The 21010-nt window shown below is 62.4% G+C and carries 20 protein-coding genes; 8 read left to right on the forward strand and 12 right to left on the reverse strand.

Going from position 1 to position 21010, the window contains the following annotated elements; genetic code table 11:
- Nucleotides 1-2: 2 nt before the first annotated feature.
- Complete coding sequence (gene ppx, locus AC1DZU_RS18590) at nt 3-1538, reverse strand: exopolyphosphatase (RefSeq protein WP_477287108.1); 1536 nt, start codon at nt 1536-1538, stop codon at nt 3-5.
- Entirely contained in the window at nt 1538-3739 is a 2202-nt protein-coding gene (locus tag AC1DZU_RS18595) for an RNA degradosome polyphosphate kinase (protein ID WP_477287110.1), read from the reverse strand. The genes ppx and AC1DZU_RS18595 overlap by 1 nt, the downstream gene beginning before the upstream one ends.
- Nucleotides 3740-3975: 236 nt before the next feature.
- On the opposite strand from AC1DZU_RS18595, the gene AC1DZU_RS18600 reads away from it, so the two are divergent.
- Both AC1DZU_RS18600 and AC1DZU_RS18605 read left to right on the forward strand, forming a co-directional pair.
- Nucleotides 3976-4221, forward strand: coding sequence for a zinc-finger domain-containing protein (locus AC1DZU_RS18600; protein ID WP_095086137.1), 246 nt, complete (start codon nt 3976-3978; stop codon nt 4219-4221).
- A 19-nt stretch (nt 4222-4240) separates the two neighbouring features.
- Nucleotides 4241-5479, forward strand: coding sequence for an FAD-dependent monooxygenase (locus AC1DZU_RS18605; protein ID WP_477287112.1), 1239 nt, complete (start codon nt 4241-4243; stop codon nt 5477-5479).
- 38 nt (nt 5480-5517) lie between these two features.
- Here AC1DZU_RS18605 and AC1DZU_RS18610 read toward each other — a convergent pair whose 3' ends face one another.
- From AC1DZU_RS18610 to AC1DZU_RS18640, 7 genes are all read right to left on the reverse strand, one after another.
- A complete protein-coding gene (locus AC1DZU_RS18610; RefSeq protein WP_477287115.1) occupies nt 5518-6189 on the reverse strand; it encodes a TIGR02117 family protein in 672 nt (223 codons plus the stop codon).
- Between the two features lie 116 nt (nt 6190-6305).
- Nucleotides 6306-7055, reverse strand: a complete 750-nt coding sequence (locus AC1DZU_RS18615; protein WP_184872215.1) for an amino acid ABC transporter ATP-binding protein — start codon at nt 7053-7055, stop codon at nt 6306-6308.
- A gap of 78 nt (nt 7056-7133) precedes the next feature.
- Nucleotides 7134-8291 (reverse strand): amino acid ABC transporter permease, encoded by a 1158-nt coding sequence (locus tag AC1DZU_RS18620; RefSeq protein ID WP_477287117.1) that lies wholly within the window; start codon nt 8289-8291, stop codon nt 7134-7136.
- A gap of 4 nt (nt 8292-8295) precedes the next feature.
- Nucleotides 8296-9483, reverse strand: a complete 1188-nt coding sequence (locus AC1DZU_RS18625) for an amino acid ABC transporter permease (protein ID WP_477287119.1) — start codon at nt 9481-9483, stop codon at nt 8296-8298.
- A 62-nt stretch (nt 9484-9545) separates the two neighbouring features.
- A complete protein-coding gene (locus tag AC1DZU_RS18630) occupies nt 9546-10574 on the reverse strand; it encodes an amino acid ABC transporter substrate-binding protein (RefSeq protein WP_095086162.1) in 1029 nt (342 codons plus the stop codon).
- Nucleotides 10575-11002: 428 nt separating this feature from the next.
- Entirely contained in the window at nt 11003-11908 is a 906-nt protein-coding gene (locus tag AC1DZU_RS18635) for a DUF2182 domain-containing protein (protein ID WP_477287121.1), read from the reverse strand.
- 9 nt (nt 11909-11917) lie between these two features.
- Nucleotides 11918-12553: a DUF1326 domain-containing protein gene (locus tag AC1DZU_RS18640; protein ID WP_477287123.1), complete on the reverse strand. Its 636-nt coding sequence runs from the start codon at nt 12551-12553 to the stop codon at nt 11918-11920.
- A gap of 329 nt (nt 12554-12882) precedes the next feature.
- Between AC1DZU_RS18640 and AC1DZU_RS18645 the strand changes: the two genes are divergently transcribed.
- From AC1DZU_RS18645 to AC1DZU_RS18665, 5 genes are all read left to right on the forward strand, one after another.
- Nucleotides 12883-14052 carry a cystathionine beta-lyase gene (locus AC1DZU_RS18645; protein WP_477287125.1) on the forward strand — a complete coding sequence of 390 codons (1170 nt, stop codon included), beginning with the start codon at nt 12883-12885 and terminating at the stop codon, nt 14050-14052.
- A gap of 169 nt (nt 14053-14221) precedes the next feature.
- Entirely contained in the window at nt 14222-15307 is a 1086-nt protein-coding gene (locus AC1DZU_RS18650; RefSeq protein ID WP_477287127.1) for an HPP family protein, read from the forward strand.
- A gap of 100 nt (nt 15308-15407) precedes the next feature.
- Nucleotides 15408-16082: an RNA polymerase sigma factor gene (locus tag AC1DZU_RS18655; protein ID WP_477287129.1), complete on the forward strand. Its 675-nt coding sequence runs from the start codon at nt 15408-15410 to the stop codon at nt 16080-16082.
- 103 nt (nt 16083-16185) lie between these two features.
- On the forward strand, nt 16186-16710 hold the full coding sequence (locus AC1DZU_RS18660) for a DUF4142 domain-containing protein (protein ID WP_477287131.1): 525 nt from the start codon (nt 16186-16188) through the stop codon (nt 16708-16710).
- An 11-nt stretch (nt 16711-16721) separates the two neighbouring features.
- The gene (locus tag AC1DZU_RS18665; protein WP_477287133.1) at nt 16722-17030 is read left to right on the forward strand and encodes a cupredoxin domain-containing protein; all 309 of its coding nucleotides are present in this window, start codon (nt 16722-16724) and stop codon (nt 17028-17030) included.
- Here the strand turns inward: AC1DZU_RS18665 and AC1DZU_RS18670 are convergent.
- The gene (locus AC1DZU_RS18670) at nt 16976-17872 is read right to left on the reverse strand and encodes a crotonase/enoyl-CoA hydratase family protein (RefSeq protein ID WP_477287135.1); all 897 of its coding nucleotides are present in this window, start codon (nt 17870-17872) and stop codon (nt 16976-16978) included. The two genes, AC1DZU_RS18665 and AC1DZU_RS18670, sit on opposite strands and share 55 nt — an antisense overlap.
- An 87-nt stretch (nt 17873-17959) precedes the next feature.
- On the opposite strand from AC1DZU_RS18670, the gene AC1DZU_RS18675 reads away from it, so the two are divergent.
- A complete protein-coding gene (locus tag AC1DZU_RS18675) occupies nt 17960-18547 on the forward strand; it encodes a TetR/AcrR family transcriptional regulator (RefSeq protein ID WP_477287136.1) in 588 nt (195 codons plus the stop codon).
- A gap of 95 nt (nt 18548-18642) precedes the next feature.
- On the opposite strand, the gene AC1DZU_RS18680 is transcribed toward AC1DZU_RS18675, so the two are convergent.
- Together AC1DZU_RS18680 and AC1DZU_RS18685 are read right to left on the reverse strand one after the other, a co-directional pair.
- Nucleotides 18643-19869: an anion transporter gene (locus AC1DZU_RS18680; RefSeq protein WP_477287138.1), complete on the reverse strand. Its 1227-nt coding sequence runs from the start codon at nt 19867-19869 to the stop codon at nt 18643-18645.
- A gap of 119 nt (nt 19870-19988) precedes the next feature.
- Nucleotides 19989-21002, reverse strand: coding sequence for a glycosyltransferase family 4 protein (locus tag AC1DZU_RS18685; RefSeq protein ID WP_477287140.1), 1014 nt, complete (start codon nt 21000-21002; stop codon nt 19989-19991).
- Between the last annotated feature and the right edge of the window lie 8 nt (nt 21003-21010).

Consider the following 21010-nt stretch of genomic DNA (forward strand, 5'->3'; position numbering starts at 1 on the left):
CTCTATTTCACCGAAACGCTCGGGCCGCCCTCGACGGCCAGCACCAGCCGGCGGTTGGTTATCCTTGCCAGTTGCGCCAGGCGGCCGGCCGGCCGTTCGCCATAGAGGTCGGCCAGCGATGCAGGCAGGACCAGCGCCAGCACGCCGTTGCCGCGCTGTTCCCATTTCAGCCGGGGCATGATGCCGGGCATCGACGCCGTGAGCAGGTAGACGACGCGCATCATCGCCGCCAGCACGCGTGCCCGCTCCAGGTAACGCGGCGAAGCAAGCGCCTTGATTTCGGGCGCGATCGCTTCGTTGAAGATGCCGTCGTGACGATAGGCGTTGGCCAGTGCCAGGAAGGCACGGCCGGGATGGTCGACGCCGAAGAAGGACGCATGAGCGATGATGTTGAGCGACTGCTTGCCGCGATATTCGGGATGCGCGCGCCAGCCGATGTCGGCCAGCAATGCGGCGGCGTGGCGATAGCGCGCCTCGTCCTCGGTCTCGTCGATGCCGAAGGCGGCAAAGGTCCTGGCGGTCCAGTCGACAAGTTCATGCGCATGGGTGACGGAGCGTGAGCGCAGCCGGGCGAGTTCCTCCGACGCCGAAATCAATGGATCGGCCTTCTGCTCGGCCTGGTCGAGCAGCGAATAGAGAAAGCCCTCGCGCACGCCGAGCGCCGAGACGATGATCTTCGACGGCTGCATCGCCGCCATGATCTCCTGCAGCACGATGGCGCCATAAGGCAGCAGAGAACGGCGGTTCTTCGAAACGCCTTCGATGCCCTTGACCTTCTCGATCTCGGCCTTGGCCACCTGCTTGAGGAAGTTCGTCGCACTTTCGGCGCTGATCTCGTAATGGTGCATGACGCCAAGTGGGTAATTGGTCATTTCCATGTGCAGCCGGGCGAGATTTCGCCAGGTGCCGCCGACCGCGTAGAAAGGCCTGCCCTGCCCGCCTTTCAACAGCTTGGCTCTCGACAGTTCGTCACGCGTGATCTTGGCCGCCTGGGTCAGCGAGTTCTTCGCCATGTCCTGCAGGCGCAGGCCGCCCAGCGGCAGCGTTATGCCGTCGCCGATCGCCTCGCCGTTGACGTCGACCAGTTCCAGACTGCCGCCGCCCAGATCGCCGGCGATGCCATTGGCCGGGTGGAAGCCCGAAATGACGCCGAGCGCCGAATAATAGGCTTCCTGGCGGCCACTGATCACACGTATCTCGGTTTTGAGCACGTCCTCGGCGCGAAGGATGAAATCGGGACCGTTGATCGCCTCGCGGGCCGCGGCGGTGGCCAGAACATACATGTGCTCGGCGCCGGCCTGGTCGGAGAGCGCGCGAAAGCGGCGGAACTCTTCCATCGAGCGCGTCACCGCTTCGGGGTCGAGCTTGCCGGTGGAAACGATGCCGCGGCCGAGGCCGGCCAGCATCTTTTCGTTGAACAGCATGGTCGGCGAGCGCGCCAGCCCCTCATAGACGACGAGACGGATCGAATTCGACCCGATGTCGATGATGGATAGCGGTCGGCGGTCCTGTAACCGGCCCTGGGAATCAGACAGCATCAGGTGGACGCTGCGGCGTTCTTCTTGCGGCGCTTGAACTGCGCGATGCGCTTGGGCGCATGCGACTTCAGCGCGTCACCCCGTCCCGACAGGCTCGGATTGGTCATGAAATATTCCTGCGCGTTGAACGGTTCCTCGCCCTCCTCCAGCACGACGCGCCGGGAGGTTCCATCAGCCAATACGTCGAAACTTTGCTGATTGTCCATGATGTTGCCCAGCATGATCTGGCCCAGGATCTGTTCATGCACAGTTGGATTGGTGATCGGCACCATTGTTTCGACGCGGCGGTCGAGATTGCGCGGCATGAGGTCGGCCGACGAGATGTAGACGATCGCCTCGTCCGATGGCAGCCCATGGCCATTGCCGAAGCAATAGATGCGGCTGTGTTCCAGGAAGCGGCCGACGATCGACTTGACCCTGATATTTTCCGACAGGCCCGGCACCTGCGGCCGCAGGCAGCAGATGCCGCGCACGACGAGGTCGATCTCGACGCCGGCACGGCTGGCGTCATAGAGCGCATCGATGATGATCGGATCGACAAGCGCGTTCATCTTCATCCAGATGCGCGCCGGCCTCCCCTCCACCGCATGAGCAATCTCGTCGGCAACATGCTTCAAGATGCGGCTTCTCAACGTGAACGGCGAGATCGCCAACCGCATTTCATCCGTCGGCTCGGCGTAGCCGGTGATGAAATTGAAGAGCTGGGCGACATCGCGGGCAATCGTCGGGTCGGTGGTGAAGAAAGACAGATCGGTGTAGATGCGCGCGGTGACCGGATGGTAGTTGCCGGTGCCGAGATGCACATAGTTGCGCAGCTTGCCGTCCTCGCGCCGCACCACCAGCGACATTTTCGCATGGGTTTTCAGCTCGAGGAAGCCGAACACGACTTGTACACCGGCGCGCTCCAGGTCGCGCGCCCAGCGGATGTTGGCTTCCTCGTCGAAACGCGCCTTGAGCTCGACCAGCGCGGTCACCGATTTGCCGGCCTCGGCGGCATCAACCAGCGCGCGCACGATCGGGCTGTCGTTGGAAGTGCGGTAAAGCGTCTGCTTGATCGCCACCACTTCCGGATCGGCCATCGCCTGGCGCAGGAACTGCACCACCACATCGAAGGATTCGTAGGGGTGATGGACGACGATGTCCTTCTCGCGGATGGCGGCGAAGCAGTCGCCGCCATGCTCGCGGATGCGCTCGGGAAAGCGCGGATTGTAGGGTGTGAACTTGAGGTCGTCGCGCGGTACGGCGACGATCTCGGAAATCTGGCTGAGTGCCAGCGGACCGGTCAGAACGCTGATGCGGCTCGACGATACGCCTAGCTCGCCGGCAACGAAATCGCGCAGTTCGGCGGGCATCAATACGTCGAATTCGATGCGGATCACCGACCCGCGGCGACGGCGCTTCAGCGCCGTCTCGAACAGGCGCACCAGATCCTCGGACTCCTCCTCGACCTCGATATCACTGTCGCGGATGATGCGGAACGTGCCGGAGCCCTTGACCTCGTAGCCCGGGAACAGCTTGCCGATGTAAAGGCCGACCGCCTCTTCCAGAGGGATGAAGCGGACATGGTGCTTGCGGTCCGGCAGACGGATGAAGCGCTTCAGCGCCACCGGCAGGCGCAGAAGCGCGCTCATCTCTTCGCCGTTCTTGCGATGGCGCAATTGCAGCGCCATCGAGAAACCGAGATTGGGGATGAACGGGAACGGATGCGCCGGGTCGATCGACAGCGGGGTCAGCACCGGAAACACCTGCTCCTGGAAATGGTCTTCCAGCCAGATCTTTTCGTCCTTGGTCAGTGCGTCACGCGTGATGCTCTCGATGCCTTCCTTGTTGAGCAGCACGATGAGCGCCGAAAGGCTCTTCTGCTGGTCTTCCTGCAGCCGTTCGACCTCCCGCAGCAATTGTTCGAGCTGTTGTTCGGGGGTGCGGCCGTCAGGGCTCTTCAGCGTGATGCCCTCGCGCACCTGGCCGGCAAGACCGGCGACGCGGACCATGAAGAACTCGTCGAGATTGGCCGCCGAGATCGACAAGAAGCGAACGCGCTCCAACAGCGGGTGATTGAGGTTCAGCGACTCCTCGAGAACGCGCCGGTTGAACTGCAGCCAGGAAAACTCCCGGTTGACGAAGCGATCCGGGTTGCCGCCCTCCGGACGAGCCACCTCGACATTCACGAATTCGCTCTGCACCGGCTTCAGTTCGTTCATTTTTCCTGCTCTTCCCTCACGCTCCGCCGCCGAGTGACGCAACCTTCTCGGATGCGCCGCAGGTGCCCTGAAGCGAGGCCTGACCCTCTCCGTAAACCGATTCCGTTTTCGGGGTCATTGCCTTAACCGGCTTAACTTATCCTCTGACAGGCTTTTGCGACAGTTTGATTTCATCGAACTTGCAAAGAGGCCGGTTATGATCCAGATGCAGAAGAGACTGCGTTAAGGAGACGACGATGGCAGGCGGTTCCATTCCCCATTTTCAGAACGATGCGGGCCACCCGGCGATCGACATCGGCGTCAAGGAATTCATGTGCACGGGCGCCAACCCGCCTTTCGACCACCCGCATGTGTTTCTCGACATGGGCGACGACAACGAAAAAGTCTGCCCCTATTGCTCGACGCTCTATCGCTATTCGTCCAAGCTGAAGGCGACGGAAACGCTGCCTGCCGGCTGTATCTACATCGACCAAGCCGCCTGATTCCTTCGCGGCAAGCCCGATGGACGACACGCGGTCCCGGCAAATCGTCATCGCCGGGGCGGGCGTCGCCGGGCTGACCGCCGCGCTGGCGTTCGCCGAACGCGGCTACCCCGTGCAGGTGTTCGAACAAGCGCAGCGCCTGGAAGCGGCTGGCGCCGGCATCCAGCTTTCTCCCAACGCGACACGCATTCTTCGCCAGCTCGGCGTGCTCGACCGGCTGCTGCCGGCAGCGGTGCGGCCGGAAGCGGTGGTGTTGAAGGACGCCGCGACGTTGCGCGAACTGGCCCGCGTGCCGCTGGGACAAGCCGCCGAGGCCCGCTGGCAGGCACCCTATCTCGTTGCACACAGGGCTGACCTGCAGAGTGCATTGACTGCGCGCGTTGCCGAGATGCCGAGCATTGTTCTTTCTCCCGGCGCACATGTCAGCGGCGTTGCCAAAGGCAGCCATGGCGTCACCGTGGCTGCCGAGATGGCCGGCGAGACCGTCGAGGCCGAGGGCTTGCTGCTGGTCGGCGCCGATGGCGTCTGGTCGTTCGTGCGCGGGCTTGTCGATACAGCCAAGGGCGCGGCCTCGCCGAGAAGTCACTTTTCGGGCGAACTGGCCTGGCGTGCAACCATTCCCTCCGACAGCGCTGCCGGACAAGCCTTTGCCGCGATCGGCGCCACCAATTGCGTCACCACCTTCCTGCATCCCGGCTTCCACATGGTCGCCTATCCCGTCAGCAAAGGTGCTGCCTTCAATCTTGTCGCCTTCACCAAAGGCGAACGCATGGCCGAGGGCTGGTCCGGGAACGCCGACACCAGGATCTTGACCGGTGCCATGCGCGGAACTGCAGCAGCACTTGCCCGTCTGATCGAGGAAGTCGGCGCATGGATGGCGTGGCCGATCCATACGGTCGACAGCAAACAGCCCTGGACAAGCGACAGCATGGCGCTGATCGGCGATGCGGCGCATGCGATGACGCCGTCCGCGGCGCAAGGGGCCGCCATGGCGATCGAGGATGCGGCGATGCTTGCAGATGTCGTTGCAGACTTGCCCGCCGATCCGGCACAAAGCCTTCAAATCTGGGAGAACCTACGACGGCCGCGCGTTGCCAGGGTCGCCCGTCGTGGCGCCCTCAACCGCCTCGCCTGGCATGCTTCGGGACCCGTCTCCATCGCGCGCAATCTGTTCCTGAAAATGCGCTCGTCCGAAAAGCTCGCCGCCGATCTGGACTGGCTTTATGGCTGGCAGCCGCAGAAAATCATCCGGCGCTGAAATCTGGGCATGCCCGGATACCAGCCCGTAGGACGGAGTTAGTTATAAAGCCGCAGCGACAGACCGAGCGAAGCCGGCAGCGGGTTCCACCAGCCGGTTCGCAAGCCGGCAGTGCGCAAGGCTGCCGCCGTCCAGGTGTTGCAGCCGACCAGCGCGTTGAAATGGCCGTTGGCTTCATAGAAGCGGTCGAAGCTGGAATAGGCCGCGCCCGGAACAAGAAGCGGGCCTTGCGGCCCCCGCTGGAAACTCGCATCGATGAAATCGAGCAGCGCCGCAAAACGATCCTCGCCGATGTCGAAGCCTGCAACATCCGGATGCGGTTCGACGATGGCGCCGGCGACATCGACATGCATGACCGACGCGTCGAGGGTCAGTGCCTTCATCACCGGAACCGCCTTGAGTTCGGACCAGGTCGGCGTCTCCAGGTAGAAGGAGCGACCACCCCAACCGACGACGATGTAGCGAACCTCCGGGCTATCGACCGGGATCCCGGCGTCAACCAGGAAATGGAACCGCTGGCGCACCCTGTCGTCGACCGGGATGGCGATGTCGGTGTGGATCGGGTTGTTCAGCACCAGGATGTGGCGCGTGGTGGCGGGATTGGCGGCGGCCGCCGCCCGCCATGTCGGCCGCGGCACGAGAGTGCCCAGCATCACAGCGAGCGCAACGACGATCAACAGCAGGCCTAGAAAACGTCCCAGCTTTTTCATGAATGGCGGCCTTGCAAAACGCACCCTGGCGCGACACAGACCGCCCGCCTCCTGCTCATCCATACGCAAAAGAGCCCGGCACTGTTTCAGCCGGGCTCTTCCTGGTTACCGAAGGCCTAGTGCAGGATCTGCGACAGGAACAGCTTTGTGCGCTCATGGCGCGGGTGGTCGAAGAACTCGGCCGGCGTGTTCTGCTCGACGATCTGGCCCTGGTCCATGAAGATCACCCGGTTGGCGACCTTGCGGGCAAAGCCCATCTCGTGGGTGACGCACAGCATGGTCATGCCTTCCTCGGCAAGGCCGACCATCGTCTCCAGCACTTCCTTGATCATCTCCGGGTCGAGCGCCGAGGTCGGCTCGTCGAACAGCATGATGCGCGGGTTCATGCACAGCGAGCGGGCGATCGCCACGCGCTGCTGCTGGCCACCGGACAGCTGGCCGGGATATTTGTTGGCCTGTTCCGGGATCTTCACGCGCTTGAGGAAATGCATGGCGATTTCCTCGGCCTGCTTCTTGGGCGTCTTGCGCACCCAGATCGGCGCCAGCGTGCAGTTCTCCAGGATGGTCAGATGCGGGAACAGGTTGAAGTGCTGGAACACCATCCCGACCTCGCGGCGCACCTCGTCGATCTTCTTCAGATCGTTGGTCAGTTCCTTGCCGTCGACGATGATCTTGCCCTTCTGGTGCTCTTCCAGACGGTTGATGCAGCGGATCATCGTCGACTTGCCGGAGCCCGACGGCCCGCAGATGACAATGCGCTCGCCGCGCATCACTCTCAGGTTGATGTCCTTCAGCACATGGAACTCACCATACCATTTGTGCATGGCAACGATGTCGATGGCGACATCGGTGTCGGAGATGTGCATCTTGGCGGCGTTGACCTTGATCTCTTCCGCGCTGACGGCATTTTCGGTGGCCATGACAGGGTCCCCTTGTTCTTTTGTTTAGCGTTTGTGGCCGGTGTCGAGTCGGCGTTCCGTGTACATTGAATAGCGCGACATGCCGAAGCAGAACAGCCAGAAGACAAAGGCGGCGAAGATCAGACCCGACTTGGCGGTCTGCGCCGTCGCCCAGTTGGCGTCGGAGAAGTTCTGCTTGACGATGCCGAGCAGGTCGAACATCGAAATGATCGTGACCAGGCTGGTGTCCTTGAACATGCCGATGAAGGTGTTGACGATGCCTGGGATGACCAGCTTCAGTGCCTGCGGCATGACGATGAAATACATCTTCTGCCAATAGCCGAGGCCAAGCGAATCGGCACCTTCATACTGGCCCTTGGGGATCGCCTGCAGGCCGCCGCGCACCACTTCAGCCATATAGGCGGCGGCAAACAGCGACACGCCAATCAGCGCGCGCAGGTACTTGTCGAAGGTGACGCCCGGCGGCAGGAACAGCGGCAGCATGACGCTGGCCATGAACAGAACGGTGATCAGCGGAATGCCGCGCACGGCCTCGATGAAGATGACGCACAGCATCTTGACGATCGGCATCCTGGAGCGACGGCCAAGCGCCAGCATGATGCCAAGCGGCAACGACACGACGATGGCCACGAAAGACAGCGAAAGCGTCACCAGCAAGCCGCCCCAGCGCGCCGTTTCGACATGTTCCAGACCGAACGCGCCACCGACCAGCAGGAAGAACGACACAAAGGGGAGACCGACGATCAGCAGCAGGGCGTTGAGACCCTTGCGCGGCACGCTCGGCATCAACATCGGCACCATGAGCACGACCAGCAATATGCCAACCAGGATCGGCCGCCAGCGCTCCTCGACCGGATAGGTACCGAACATGATCTGGCCGAACTTGGCGTTGACGAAGGCCCAGCAGGCGCCGGACCAGCCATCCGGCTGGATACCGCCCTGCGCCACCGTGGCGCATACGGTCCGGTTAGGTCCCGTCCACACGGCGTTGATGAAGGCCCAGTTGATGATCTGCGGCAGGATCATCACCACCAGCGCGAAACCGATGATGGTCAAAATGGTGTCGCCCGTCGACGCAATCAGGTTCTTGCGCACCCAGGCGCTGAAGCCTGTGACGCCGGCGGGCGCCGGCTGCGCCAGTGCCATTTCGGTGCGAACCCAGGACATATCATGTTCTTGCATGTCCTTACCTCTCCACCAGCGCCATTTTGGCGTTGAACCAGTTCATGAATAGCGAGGTCAGAAGGCTGATGGCCAGATAGATCACCATCATGATGACCACGCATTCGACCGCCTGGCCGGTCTGGTTGAGCACCGTGCCGGTCGTTGCCGTCAGGTCGGGATAGCCGATGGCGATGGCGAGTGAGGAGTTCTTGGTCAGGTTGAGATATTGGCTGGCCAGCGGCGGAATGACGATGCGCATGGCCTGCGGCACAACCACCAGCCGCAACGCCTGGCCGGCACGAAGGCCAAGCGCTGACGAGGCCTCGCTCTGGCCCTTGGCAACACCGCGAATGCCGGCGCGCACGATCTCGGCGATGAAGGCGGCGGTATAGAACGACAGCGCCAGATAGAGTGACAGGAATTCCGGCTTGACGACGAAGCCGCCAGTCAGGTTGAAAGTCGATTGCTTAGGAAAATCAAAGGTCACCGGGAAACCGCTCAGCACATAAGCGAGCAGCGGGAGCCCGATAATCAGCGCCAGCGAGGTCCAGAACACCGGGAATTGCTGCCCGGTCGCCATCTGCCGCTGGTGCGCCTTGCGGGCGACGAACCAAGCCATGGCGATGCCGACAAGCAACCCCAACGGGATCAGCCAGGAGCCGTCGCCCCACACGGCGCGCGGAAAATAGAAGCCGCGCTGGTTGAGGAAGGATCCGAACGGCAGGTTGATGCTATCGCGCGGCGCCGGCAGCACGGCCAGCACGCCGGAATACCAGAAGAAGATGACCAGCAGCGGCGGAATGTTGCGGAACACCTCGACATACACGGTGCAGATCTTCTGGATCAGCCAGTTTTTCGACAGCCGACCAATGCCGACAATGAAACCGATGATGGTGGCGGTGATGATGCCGACAAACGCGACGATCAATGTGTTGATCAAGCCGACGATGATGGCACGGCCATAAGTGGAGTCCGACGTATAGGCGATCGCCGTGTCGGAGATGTCGAAGCCGGCGCGGCCTCTCAGAAAGGCGAAGCCGGATGCAATATGCAGGTTCGTCAGGTTCACGATCGTGTTGTGAACGATCCACCAGACACCAGACACCAGCAAGGCGACGACCAGGCATTGATAGAAAATGCTGCGGACTTTTGGATCATTTATGAGAGAAGCGCGACTTGGCTCCTCGCGAAGAACTTCCTGCGATGCCATTCGACCGTCCCCTGAAAGAGAAACCGGAAGGCAGACGATCTGCCTTCCGGATCACATTTCGATCAGCGGATCGGCGGAGCGTATTGCAGGCCGCCCTTGGTCCATAGCGCGTTGATGCCGCGGGCGATCTTCAGCGGGCTTCCCGAGCCGACATTGCGGTCGAACATCTCGCCGTAGTTGCCGGTGGCCTTGACGATGTTGACGACCCAGTCATTGGAGACTCCAAGATCGGTGCCGATCTTGGTGTCGGCCTCCTGGCCGAGCACGCGCTTGATCTCCGGGCTGGCGGAGTTCTTCATTTCGTCGACATTGGCCTTGGTGATGCCGAGCTCCTCGGCGTCGAGCAGCGCGAAATAGGTCCACTTGACGATGTGGTACCACTGGTCGTCGCCCTGGCGCACGGCCGGCCCGAGCGGCTCTTTCGAGATGATCTCGGGCAGCACGACATGGTCGGCCGGCGCGCCCAGCGTCAGGCGAATGCCGTACAGACCCGACTGATCGGTGGTGTAGACGTCGCAACGGCCGGCATCATAGGCGGCGTTGACCTCTTCCAGCTTCTCGAAGACGACCGGGTTGTACTCCATCTTGTTGGCTTTGAAGTAGTCGGCGAGATTGAGCTCGGTGGTCGTGCCGCTCTGAACGCAGACGGCGGCGCCGGAAAGCTGCAGCGCGGAATTGACGCCGGGCAGCTTCTTGGCGTTGATCATGAAGCCCTGGCCGTCATAGTAGGTGGTGCCGACGAAGTTCAGGCCAAGCGCCGTGTCGCGATTGATGGTCCAGGTGGTGTTGCGCGACAGGATGTCGACCTCGCCGGACTGCAGTGCGGTGAACCGCTCCTTGGCGCTGAGCGGTGTGAACTTGACCTTGGTACCGTCACCAAAGACGGCGGCCGCGACAGCGCGGCAGAAATCCGCGTCGATGCCTTGCCAGTCACCCTTGTCGTCCGGCGCCGAGAAGCCAGCCAGACCGGTCGAGACACCGCACTGGATGAAGCCTTTCGCCTTGACGGTGTCGAGCGTCGTTGCCGAGGCGGCGGACGCCATCAACCCAAGCGTGGCGGCGCCAAGAATGCTGATAGCAATATGTTTCATGACCCACAGACCCTTTTCTCTGTTTTTCAGGCAAACCCTGATCTTTTCCCGTGTGAACGCAGCTCCCATTCCGGCCGATGCCCGGAACCCCGCATCGTAACCGACGCGCCGCCTCCCATTCACGAATGGCATCGAAGGCGATAATTCCTGTGAGGTCAAGGGAAATGACCGAATTCGAAAGAGTTTGAAAACCAACGGCCGCAAATGCCTGAATTGCAGCCAAGAGCGTCATGAAATTAGCAAGCCGCGCAAACAAAATCGGCAAAGTCCGGTCGGCCGCGGATCTGGACTATGCCAGCGAAATCCATCCCACGGATTTACTGCGCGCTCCTGAACATCCCGGGATGAATTCGCGTATACAAAGACTGTCACATGGCGAGCAACCGGGTCGCATGGCCATGCCGCCCGGAACCGGGAGGAGCGCAAGCTCAGGACGCTTGGACGAGCAGCCAGGCGCCGACTGCCGCCATCAGCGTGCCGGAGATGCGCGGGATCAGCTGCCCGGTCGCAACGGTCTTTTCCAAGAGAACGAGGATGGCGATGCCGGCGATCCACAGCACGTTCATGACGCCGCCGACGAACAGGAGCGCCATCAGCGCCCAGCAACAGCCGAGGCAATAGGCGCCATGAACGATCCCGAATCGAAGCGCACCGAGCGGATCGGAACGGAACCCGCCATGACTGGCCAGAAATGCGATCGGCGCCTGGCATTGCTGCAGGCAGACGCCCTTCATCGGCGTCCATTGATAGAGGCCGGACGCGATCAGGACGAGGCCGCCGAGAACCGTACTGTTGGTTGCCATCATCGGGCTCAGCAAAGCCTGACTGGCCAGCAGCCATTGCGCGCCGGTCGCGGCCACGCTGAAGCCAACCCAGACGAGCAGATAGCCGGCGAAAAACCATGCAGTCGATGCGATGGGCCGCCCACCCGTTCGCGCCTTGCGACCGACCCCGGCATAAAGCAGCACCATTGGCGCGACCGAGGGCGTCATCATGCCAACCATCATGACGGCCCACATGGCGAAGATGAAAGCGAAGTCGGCTGGCGCCCATGGGCGGAAACCGGGCGCCATCGTGGCGCCCATGTCCATGCTACCCCTGTCCATACCCGGCATCTCCATGCCCGGCATGTCCATACCGCCCGTATCGGCACCTGACATGTCCATGCCAGCCATGTCGCCACTTGCGGCGCTCGGCGTGGCAGCATCCTGTATGGTCATGTCGGCGGCGAGCCACAGCACATAGGCCCATGCGAGCACGGCAATGACGACGAGCGCGGCCGTCACGACTGTGCGGTCGCGCCGCAGCACCGCCTCGAGAGCCGTGTCGCTCATTGGATCAGATCAATGCACGATGCCGCTTTGCGAGAGGTGCAAATTGGCGAAATGGCTGTGCGAGTCCGCCAATTCGAACTTGATCGGGCCGGTTGCCTTGGTCCAGCCACGCCCGACCTCGGCCAGCGAATATTCGAAACCATGGGTGAGGTCGATGCGCGCCCGATGCTCCGCACCGGTGACGGGATTCTTGATCGGCTCGCCGTGGCCCGAGGTTACGCCTGGCACGTGCAGGCGAGCCGCTCGGGCGTCGATGTCGACTTCGAAGTCTATTGCCGCGAAGATCGGATCGTGGACCGTCTCAAGCGTCGTCGAAAAGACCTGGAATATGGTCGCGCCGGGTTCGGTGTCTTCGCCGCTGAGAATGCGAAGCAGCGCTCCGCGCTGCGCCTCGGTCGCCCGCTCGTCAATGACCACTGCCGCCTCGCCCCTGCCTTGGTGAATTGCGCCAGGCCAGCGGAAGACACCGGCAAAGCGCAAGCCATCGAGCTTGGTGTCGCCATGATAGCCGTTTTCGATTTCCACGCCGACCACCGCCCGGCAGGATCCACCAGTCGGCAAGGCGTTGAATTGGCACGGGCAGCCATAGGCGCAGTTGCAGTTGACGAACTCGCGCGCCTTGATCATCCACTTGACGTCGGTCATGCCATACCTCCCCTGGCTGCATTCATTGCTCGGCAAGCGAGATGCCCGGATCGCAGGGGATCAGGAGGTCAACCGGGAAGGATCATCCGGCAGCGTCTGATCGAGGCAATCCGGGGAAAATATTAAAAATCAATCATATATCTTTCCCGGCCGTCTTCAATAGACGATCGGCCAAGAGCGCAATGCGTTCGGACCGGGCAAGACTGTGCGCCCCTTCATCAGGACTCGACTTGGTACATCCGAAGTCGGTTCCCTGGCGGGTGCAGGCCGGTTGCACGGCCAAAGCCGCGGCACTATGGCTAGCGCCTTGTCGAACAAGGCGAAGAAGAATGGCGAAAGACGGCGACGGACTGGGTATCAACACGCGGCTGGCCCATTCGGGTAACAATCCGCATGACTATTTCGGCTTCGTCAATCCACCGGTGGTGCATGCCTCGACCGTGCTTTATCCCGACGCGGCGTCGATGGCGGCACGCAGCCAGAAATACACCTACGGCACGCGCGGCACGCCGACGACCGATGCTCTTGCCCACGCCATAGATGCACTGGAAGGGTCGGCCGGCACGATCGTGGTGCCTTCGGGCCTTGCAGCGGTGACCGTGCCGCTGCTCGCGTTCGTTTCGGCGGGCGACCACCTGCTGATCGTCGATTCCGTCTATCACCCGACGCGCAACTTCGCCGACACGATGCTGAAGCGGCTGGGCGTCGAGGTCGAATACTACGCCCCCCATGTCGGCGCCGGCATCGCGGCGTTGATTAAGCCCAACACCAAGGTGGTGTTCACGGAATCGCCGGCGTCCAACACGTTCGAGCTGCAAGACATCCCGGCCATCGTCAAGGCGGCGCACGCCACAGGCGCCATCGTCATGATGGACAATACCTGGGCGACGCCGCTGTATTTCCGCCCGCTCGACCACGGTGTCGACATCTCGATCCACGCGGCGACGAAATATCCGGCAGGCCATTCCGACGTGCTGCTTGGGACGGTCTCGGCCAACGAAGGTTGCTGGAAGCATCTTTACGAAAGCTTCTGCACGCTTGGCTGCTGCGCCGGACCCGACGATGTCTACCAGGTGCTGCGCGGCCTGCGCACCATGGGCGTGCGCCTCGAGCACCATCAGCGCAGCGCGCTCGCCATCGCCTCCTGGCTCGAGGGCCAGAAGGGCGTCGCGCGCGTGCTCCACCCTGCCCTTCCCAGCCATCCGGACCACGGCCTGTGGAAGCGTGATTTCTCCGGCTCGAGCGGCATCTTTTCCATGGTGTTTGCCGGCGGCGGCCAGAAGCAGCAGCACGCCTTCCTCGACGCGCTGCAGATCTTCGGCCTCGGCTATTCCTGGGGCGGCTATGAGAGCCTTGCGGTGCCGGTCTGGCTCGGCGACCGGGTTGTCGCAAAGGGCCCGTATGAAGGCCCGTTGATCCGCCTGCAGATCGGCCTCGAGGATGTCGAAGACCTCAAGGCCGACATCCTGCGCGGCCTGACCGCCGCGGCTTCTGCCTGAGCGTTCAGGCCACCAGCCAAACCGATTCAGCAGATCACGGAATTCTATTTCTCAAAACCGCACTTTCGCGGATCAATTTGGCTTTCAACTTCGACAATGCCGCGTCATTGCGGTGCGATCATTAAGTTTCGACTTTCCTCTGGAACACCGGCAGAGTTTTCCGACTCCCATGGCCTTTCGCCTTTTTGTTCCGATTCTTGCCGGCGCGACGCTGCGCGAGCGTATCATCGCCTGCATCGGGGCGACGATCGGCATTGCACTGACCGGCGCGATCGGCGGCCTGGTGCTCGGCAACGGCCCGCACGTGCCGCTGCTGGTGGCGCCGATGGGAGCCTCGGCCGTGCTCCTGTTCGCGGTGCCGGCCAGCCCGTTGGCGCAGCCATGGTCAATCATCGGCGGCAACACGATATCGGCCCTGGTCGGCGTGATCGTAGCGCATTCTATCCACGAAACCGCCCTTGCCACCGGCATCGCGGTGGCACTGGCCATCGCCGCCATGTCGTTCACGCGCTGCCTGCATCCGCCGGGCGGGGCGGCCGCCCTGACCGCGGTGTTGGGAGGGCCGGCCGTCATCAGCGCCGGCTTCCTGTTTCCGTTCGTGCCGGTGGCGCTGAACTCGGTTCTCCTGGTGGTGCTGGGCTACGGCTTCCACAAGCTGGCCCGGCGCAATTACCCGCACGTGCCGATTCCCCCGACGAACAGCCATGGCACCGTCGATCCGCCGGCGCAGTTGCGTGTCGGCTTCCAGCCCGAGGACATCGATGCAGCGCTTGGCGCGCTCGACGAGACGTTCGATATCGATCGCAACGATCTCGACCGGCTGCTGCGGCAAGTCGAATTGCAGGCCTTGGTACGAGCGCACAAGGGCCTGTTGTGTGAGGATATCATGTCGCGCGATGTGATCTCGGTCGACGAACACACGTCCACCGAGGCAGCGCGCCATTTGCTGCTTGACCACAACATCCGTACCTTGCCGGTCGTCAACGCAGGGGCAAGGCTGGCAGGCACCGTGGGATTGCGGGAACTGGCGTTGGCCTCGGGAACAGTCGGATCCGTGATATCGCCGGCAGCGACAGCCGCCGCCGATTTCGCCGCCATGGGTCTGCTGCCCGTACTCACCGACGGCCGCAGCCATGCGGTCATCGTCGTGGACGACGACAAGCGCATTCTCGGACTGATCACACAGACCGATCTGCTGGCAGCCACGGCGCGTCTGCAGGCTGCTGACAAGTCCTCGCCGGAAGCGGTACGGTAGCCACGCCGGACCCGGTAAAAATGGCCGGGAACCTTTTGCCGGCAATGCCATCCAATCTCTCAATCGGGTTGCTGTCCGGGATTGGGTTGAGGAACTGGCCATGCCTGCTGTCTTGACGGCCATGCCTTCTGTCGCTTCGGGCGACATGCAACTCGTGCGCCGCGCCTTGGCGCGCGAGGGCGACGCTTTCCGCACCATCATCAAGATGCACAACCAGCGGCTCTACCGCATCGCCCGCGGCGTGGTGCGCAACGACAGCGAGGCCGAGGACATCGTGCAGGAGGCCTATGTCAGGGCCTTCGCCCATCTCGATGCGTTTCGTGGCGATTCCTCGCTCGCCACATGGCTGTCGCGTATCGTCATCAACGAGGCGCTCGGCCGCCTGCGCAAAAGGCGCAGAACGGTGGCAATGCCGGAAAATCCGCAAGCCGAGATCATCCGGTTCCCGCTCAACCCCAGCGACGATCCGGAACGGACGATGGCGCAACGGCAAATCCTCCAGCTGGTCGAACAGGCCACCGACAGCCTTCCCGATGTCTACCGGACGGTGTTCGTGGCGCGGGTGATCGAGGGGCTGAGCATCGAAGAGACCGCCGATCTTCTCGGCGTGCGGCCACAAACCGTCAAGACGAGGCTGCACCGCGCCCGCACCCTGGTGCGCAAGGCGCTGGACGACCAGATCGGGCCGGTGCTGCTCGATGCGTTCCCCTTCGCCGGCCGACGTTGCGAAAGGCTGACCAACGCCGTGATGCGGCGGCTCGGCCTGGAAAGCTGACTTTCGCCGATTCGTGGGAACGTTTGCCGCGGCCCGGCATCCAATGACCGTCAACCAAGAAACACAGTCCGGCGCGTGTCCTGCGTCCGGCGAAGGAGATGCCATGCTTATCCGACACACCGCTGCCCTGGCCGCCATGCTGCTGCTTGGCACTGCCCCGTTCGCCCAAGCGGCCGACAAGCCGACCGACCCACAGATCGCCCACATCGCCTACACGGCCGGGGTCATCGACGTTGAAGCCGCCAAGCTGGCGATCGAGAAATCGAAGAACAAGGACGTCGTGGATTTCGCCAACGACATGGTGCGCGACCACGAAGCCGTAAACGTGCAGGCGCTCGACCTAGTCAAGAAGCTCAAGGTGACGCCGGAAGACAACGCCACCAGCCAGGCGCTGAGCAAGGCAGCCGCCGATGAAAGGGCCAAGCTTGCCAAGCTCGAGGGTGCTGCCTTCGACAAGGCCTATGTCGACAACGAGGTCGCCTACCATAAGCAGGTCAACGGCGCTCTCGAAACGCTGCTCATCCCGTCGGCCAGCAATGCCGAACTGAAGAGCCTGCTGGAGACCGGCCTGAAGATCTTCCAGGGCCACGAGCAGCATGCCGAACACGTCGCAGGCATGCTGAAGTAAGGACAGGCAGCATGTCGAAACGCCATCTGTGGATCGCGCTGACGCTGGCTATCGGCATCGTTCCGGCGCAGGCTGAAACCATCCAGGTCACCATCGACAAGCTTGTGTTCTCGCCAGCCACTGTCGAGGCCAAGGCCGGTGACACGATCGAGTGGGTGAACAAGGACGTGTTCGCCCACACGGCGACCGTCAAGGGCGGCTGGGAGGTGATGATCCCGCCGAAAAAGTCCGCGAGCCTCACCCTGCAGAAGGCAGAGACGGTCGACTATTTCTGCCGTTTCCACCCCAACATGAAAGGCCGTTTGGTGGTGACGCCCTGATCCAGCGCCAACGAGGCCCGCCTGGCCTCGTCAGGCCGCGCGATGTGCGTCCATGAGCCGTCATAGCGCGGCGCGCGGCGCGTCAGCCAGGCATCCAGCCCTTCGCGCAGGTCGGCGGTCGGAGCCATGCGGGCAAACTGCTCGGCTTCGACCAGCAGGCCTTCCGCGATGCTCAGGTCGAGGCCGCGCGCCACCGCGGTGAGGATGCCCGCGATCGTCAGATCGGAGTGCCGCAGGATACGCTTGGCGAGGCCAATTGCGGCCGGCATCAAATCGCCATGCGGCACCACCTGGTTGACGAGGCCAAGTTCAAGGGCGCGCTGCGGCGGAAACCAATCGCCGGTCAAAAGCAGTTCGAGCGCCCGTTTGCGCCCGGCGAGCCTTGGCAAGCGCTGCGTTCCGCCAAAGGTCGGCGGCATCGCAAGATTGATTTCCGGCTTGGCGAACAGGGCGCGTTCGCTGGCGATGGCCAGCGGCACGGCCTCTGTGATTTCGCAGCCGCCTCCAAAGGCAATGCCGTTGACGGCGGCAATGACGGGTTTGCGGAATGCTTCCAGCCTTGCGGTCAGCCGCTGCCCGCGCATGACAAAGTCACGCATCGCGACATCGACGCCAAGCGCCACACTGGCCGAGAATTCATGGATGTCGCCACCCGCCGAAAACGCCCGCTCCCCTGCTCCGGTAAGAATGACCGCCCGAACGCCGGCATCGACTTCAATGTCGTCGAGGACCGCGAGCAGGCGATCGATCAAGGCATAGTTCAACGCGTTCAGTTTCTCCGGCCGGTTGAGGGTGAGGATGGCAATCCCATCCCGGGTTTCGTTATGGACAAGATCGGTCATTTGGCTTCCTTCCCCAGTATGCTCATGGGCTGGAAGGTTACGCCCTTTGCAGCTTGTGTATATTCACTAGTCGGTATACATTGGCGGATGCCTGAAGCGCAAAGCCCCACCCGCAAACGCATTGTCGATGCCGCGACAAGACTGTTTTACGCTGAAGGAATTGGCAGGGTCAGCGTTGATGCCGTTGCCGAGGAAGCCGGGCTCACCAAGCGGACGCTTTATTACCACTTCAAGAGCAAGGACGACCTGATCGCCGCCTATCTCGATGGCCGCGACCAACCCAATCTGAAGCGGATGGCCGGTTGGTTCGATGCCGCCGAAGGCGGAGTGGATCGCAAGGTCGAGGCGATCTTCACCAATCTGGCAAAGGCCGCTCACCATCCGAAATGGAAAGGATGCGGCTTCCTGCGCACGGCCGCGGAGCTGGCCTCGATGCCGGGACATCCGGCGATCAAGGTCGGGTCGCGACACAAGTCAAATTTTGAAACGTGGCTGGCTGGCGAGTTGTCCGACCGGGGCGTCGAGGAGCCGAAAGCCTTGGCCCGCGAGATCGTTTTGCTGATAGATGGCTCCTTTTCGATCATGCTGATCCACCGCAACCCCGATTATATCGAGGCAGCCGGCCGCGCCGCGGCGACGCTTGTCCGGGCCCGAATTTCAAGCGACGAGGTCTAAAGCGCGTCGCGTTTGAACGGATCCAGGCAACGCGCTTTAGGTCTTTTCATGCATGTCGTTCTCCCAAAACCGGGGCCACTTTTGGGCGACATGCATTAAAATCCAAACGCCAGCCATGCCGTGCCGACCACCAGCGTTATCAATGTCAGCGGCAAGCCGACCTTGAAGAAGGCGCCGAACGACAGCTGCGTGCCGGCGGTCCTTGCCTGCTCGGCGACAATCAGGTTGGCGACCGAGCCGAGCAGCGTGAAATTGCCGGCCAGCGTCGAGCTCATCGCGACCACCAGCCAGGCGCGTTCGGGGTTTTCGAGGCCGGGTATGAAGGGCCGCAGCGCCAGCACGGCCGGGACATTGCTCATGATGTTGGAGAGCACCGCGGTGAAGCCGGACAGGCGCCAGACATCGTCCAGCCCAAGGTTCTTTGCCGAGGCGATCATGTCTGGCGTCAGCAGCGTCTTTTCCGCGCCGGCAACGACCACGAACAGACCAGCGAACATGAACAGCAGCGGTCCGTCGATCTCGCGGTAGATGCGTTCCGGTTTGATGGCACGGGTGAGCAAGAGGATGGCACCGCCAATGAGTGCCGCCTTGGCGACGGGCACGCCGGCGAAGAAGGCGATGGCCAATCCGATGCAGACGACCACTGCCTTCAGCACCTGCCCCTTGTGCATGCGCCCACGCGAGACTTCTGGGGTCAATTGGCCCGTGCGGGCGAATTCGGCCCGGTAGACGATGCGGACGATGACAATGACCGCGACCAGGCCGAACAGGGCGACCGGAGCAAGGGCTGCCGAAAAGGCAGGATAGGAAATGCCCGACAGCGCCCCGATCACCATGTTTTGCGGATTGCCGGTGATGGTGGCGACGCTGCCGCAATTCGACGCGGTGGCGGTGGCGATCAGATAGGGGATGGGGTTGCGCTTGATGACGCGGGTGACGTGGACGACGATCGGTGCCATGACCAGACAGATGGCATCGTTGACCAGGAAGGCAGACAGCACGCCGGTCAGCAGCGTCACCATGACCAGGAGCATGAAGGGCGCGTGCGCATGCTCGATGGCGACGGCGCCAAGACCCCGAAAGGCACCGGAAACCTTCAGGTGCGCCACCACGATCATCATGCCGAGCAGCAGCGTGATGGTGTCGAAATTGATCGCGCGGTAGGCATCCTCCATGCTGAGCGCGCCTATGGCGATCATCGCGGCCCCGCCGAGCAGTGCGATCCCTGCCCGGTCGAGGCGCAGGCCCGGAACGCGGCCAATGGCGACACCGGCGTAAGTCAGGATCAGGATCAGCAGTGCCGCCGCGCCCATCAATGTCATCGGTAAGAAGTCCTGCTCAGTCTGTGGTGCGCCGCTGCCTATCCGCCCGATGGTTCGTTTGCATGCGAGCTTTAGCGCGATGCCGAGGGTGTCAGCAAAGCCCAGGGGACGATGTGCCGCTAATGCAGATAGAAATCCAGCCGCCGTCGAAGTGCCTGCGAAGAAAACAGCTGCTCAACGGTCCGCCGCGCCTCACGACCCGCTGTCGCCCGCAGTTCCGGATCGGCTTTGAGGTCGGCCAGGATCTGCCGCGCCTGTTGCGTGGTCTCGAACAGAAAGCCATTTTCGCCATGCCTGATATGGTCGGCATAGCCGCCATGCGAATGGCAGACCACAGGCAAACCACAGGCCATCGCTTCGAACACCACCCGGCCGAACGTCTCCACATGAGAGCCGGTGCGATAGTAGAACACGTCGAGCGTGGGCAGGAACTCTTCGGCCGCAAAGCGGCCTTGCGGAAGGAGTTCGAGTTGCGGATGCGGTTTGAGCCTGTCCTCAAGCAGCATCCCGCCCTGAATCCGCAACGCGACACCATCCGCCAGCAATGCTTCGTAAAGCGGCACATCGTCCGCATGATGTTTGTCAGGGGTGTCGCGGCTCAATCGTCCCAGCGTGAACGGACGACCGGGCTTGACCGGTTTTGGTGAAAAACGTTCGATATCGATCGGCGACGGATGCACGACGCCATCGACCTGCAACAAGCGTTTTTGAAAATCGGAAATCAGCACCAGTTCGGCGTCGGGCCAGTTCAGCATACGGGGCATGCCCGTCGTCAGCGCGATGACTTTCGGGTGAAAGGTATTGAAGACATAGATCAGCCGGCGCGGCCGCGGAATCAGGTAGGGCCACATTTTGTTGCTCCAATGCGCGCCGACGAAGACGTAGGTACCGCCGTCCGGCACATTCCACTTTGGCAGCGAGATGCGGCGAATCGGAAATTGCCGCATCAACTCGCCGGACACCCTGGAGGACGTTGCCCACAGACGCACCTCGGAGTCAGCGCTCAGCAGCCGGTACAGTTCCAGGGTTTCGAGATCACTGCCGCCAAAGGGGTTCAGAAAGCCATTGAACAGATGAATCATAGTTGCCGCGCTGATCTTGCCTGAACCGTCCCGCCATTCGTTCGCCGGCATTGAGAGAG

Source organism: Mesorhizobium sp. P2_A12, assembly GCF_056405075.1.

Excerpts from the sequence above, each read along its gene's own strand:
- AC1DZU_RS18605 (WP_477287112.1), top strand. The coding sequence starts at position 4,241 with ATGGACGACACGCGGTCCCGGCAAATCGTCATCGCCGGGGCGGGCGTC.
- AC1DZU_RS18645 (WP_477287125.1), top strand. The coding sequence starts at position 12,883 with ATGGCGAAAGACGGCGACGGACTGGGTATCAACACGCGGCTGGCCCAT.
- AC1DZU_RS18635 (WP_477287121.1), bottom strand. The coding sequence starts at position 11,908 with ATGAGCGACACGGCTCTCGAGGCGGTGCTGCGGCGCGACCGCACAGTC.
- AC1DZU_RS18660 (WP_477287131.1), top strand. The coding sequence starts at position 16,186 with ATGCTTATCCGACACACCGCTGCCCTGGCCGCCATGCTGCTGCTTGGC.
- AC1DZU_RS18620 (WP_477287117.1), bottom strand. The coding sequence starts at position 8,291 with ATGCAAGAACATGATATGTCCTGGGTTCGCACCGAAATGGCACTGGCG.
- AC1DZU_RS18615 (WP_184872215.1), bottom strand. The coding sequence starts at position 7,055 with ATGCACATCTCCGACACCGATGTCGCCATCGACATCGTTGCCATGCAC.
- AC1DZU_RS18595 (WP_477287110.1), bottom strand. The coding sequence starts at position 3,739 with ATGAACGAACTGAAGCCGGTGCAGAGCGAATTCGTGAATGTCGAGGTG.
- AC1DZU_RS18610 (WP_477287115.1), bottom strand. The coding sequence starts at position 6,189 with ATGAAAAAGCTGGGACGTTTTCTAGGCCTGCTGTTGATCGTCGTTGCG.
- ppx (WP_477287108.1), bottom strand. The coding sequence starts at position 1,538 with ATGCTGTCTGATTCCCAGGGCCGGTTACAGGACCGCCGACCGCTATCC.
- AC1DZU_RS18685 (WP_477287140.1), bottom strand. The coding sequence starts at position 21,002 with ATGCCGGCGAACGAATGGCGGGACGGTTCAGGCAAGATCAGCGCGGCA.
- AC1DZU_RS18675 (WP_477287136.1), top strand. The coding sequence starts at position 17,960 with ATGCCTGAAGCGCAAAGCCCCACCCGCAAACGCATTGTCGATGCCGCG.
- AC1DZU_RS18650 (WP_477287127.1), top strand. The coding sequence starts at position 14,222 with ATGGCCTTTCGCCTTTTTGTTCCGATTCTTGCCGGCGCGACGCTGCGC.
- AC1DZU_RS18630 (WP_095086162.1), bottom strand. The coding sequence starts at position 10,574 with ATGAAACATATTGCTATCAGCATTCTTGGCGCCGCCACGCTTGGGTTG.
- AC1DZU_RS18600 (WP_095086137.1), top strand. The coding sequence starts at position 3,976 with ATGGCAGGCGGTTCCATTCCCCATTTTCAGAACGATGCGGGCCACCCG.
- AC1DZU_RS18670 (WP_477287135.1), bottom strand. The coding sequence starts at position 17,872 with ATGACCGATCTTGTCCATAACGAAACCCGGGATGGGATTGCCATCCTC.
- AC1DZU_RS18680 (WP_477287138.1), bottom strand. The coding sequence starts at position 19,869 with ATGACATTGATGGGCGCGGCGGCACTGCTGATCCTGATCCTGACTTAC.
- AC1DZU_RS18640 (WP_477287123.1), bottom strand. The coding sequence starts at position 12,553 with ATGACCGACGTCAAGTGGATGATCAAGGCGCGCGAGTTCGTCAACTGC.
- AC1DZU_RS18665 (WP_477287133.1), top strand. The coding sequence starts at position 16,722 with ATGTCGAAACGCCATCTGTGGATCGCGCTGACGCTGGCTATCGGCATC.
- AC1DZU_RS18655 (WP_477287129.1), top strand. The coding sequence starts at position 15,408 with ATGCCTGCTGTCTTGACGGCCATGCCTTCTGTCGCTTCGGGCGACATG.
- AC1DZU_RS18625 (WP_477287119.1), bottom strand. The coding sequence starts at position 9,483 with ATGGCATCGCAGGAAGTTCTTCGCGAGGAGCCAAGTCGCGCTTCTCTC.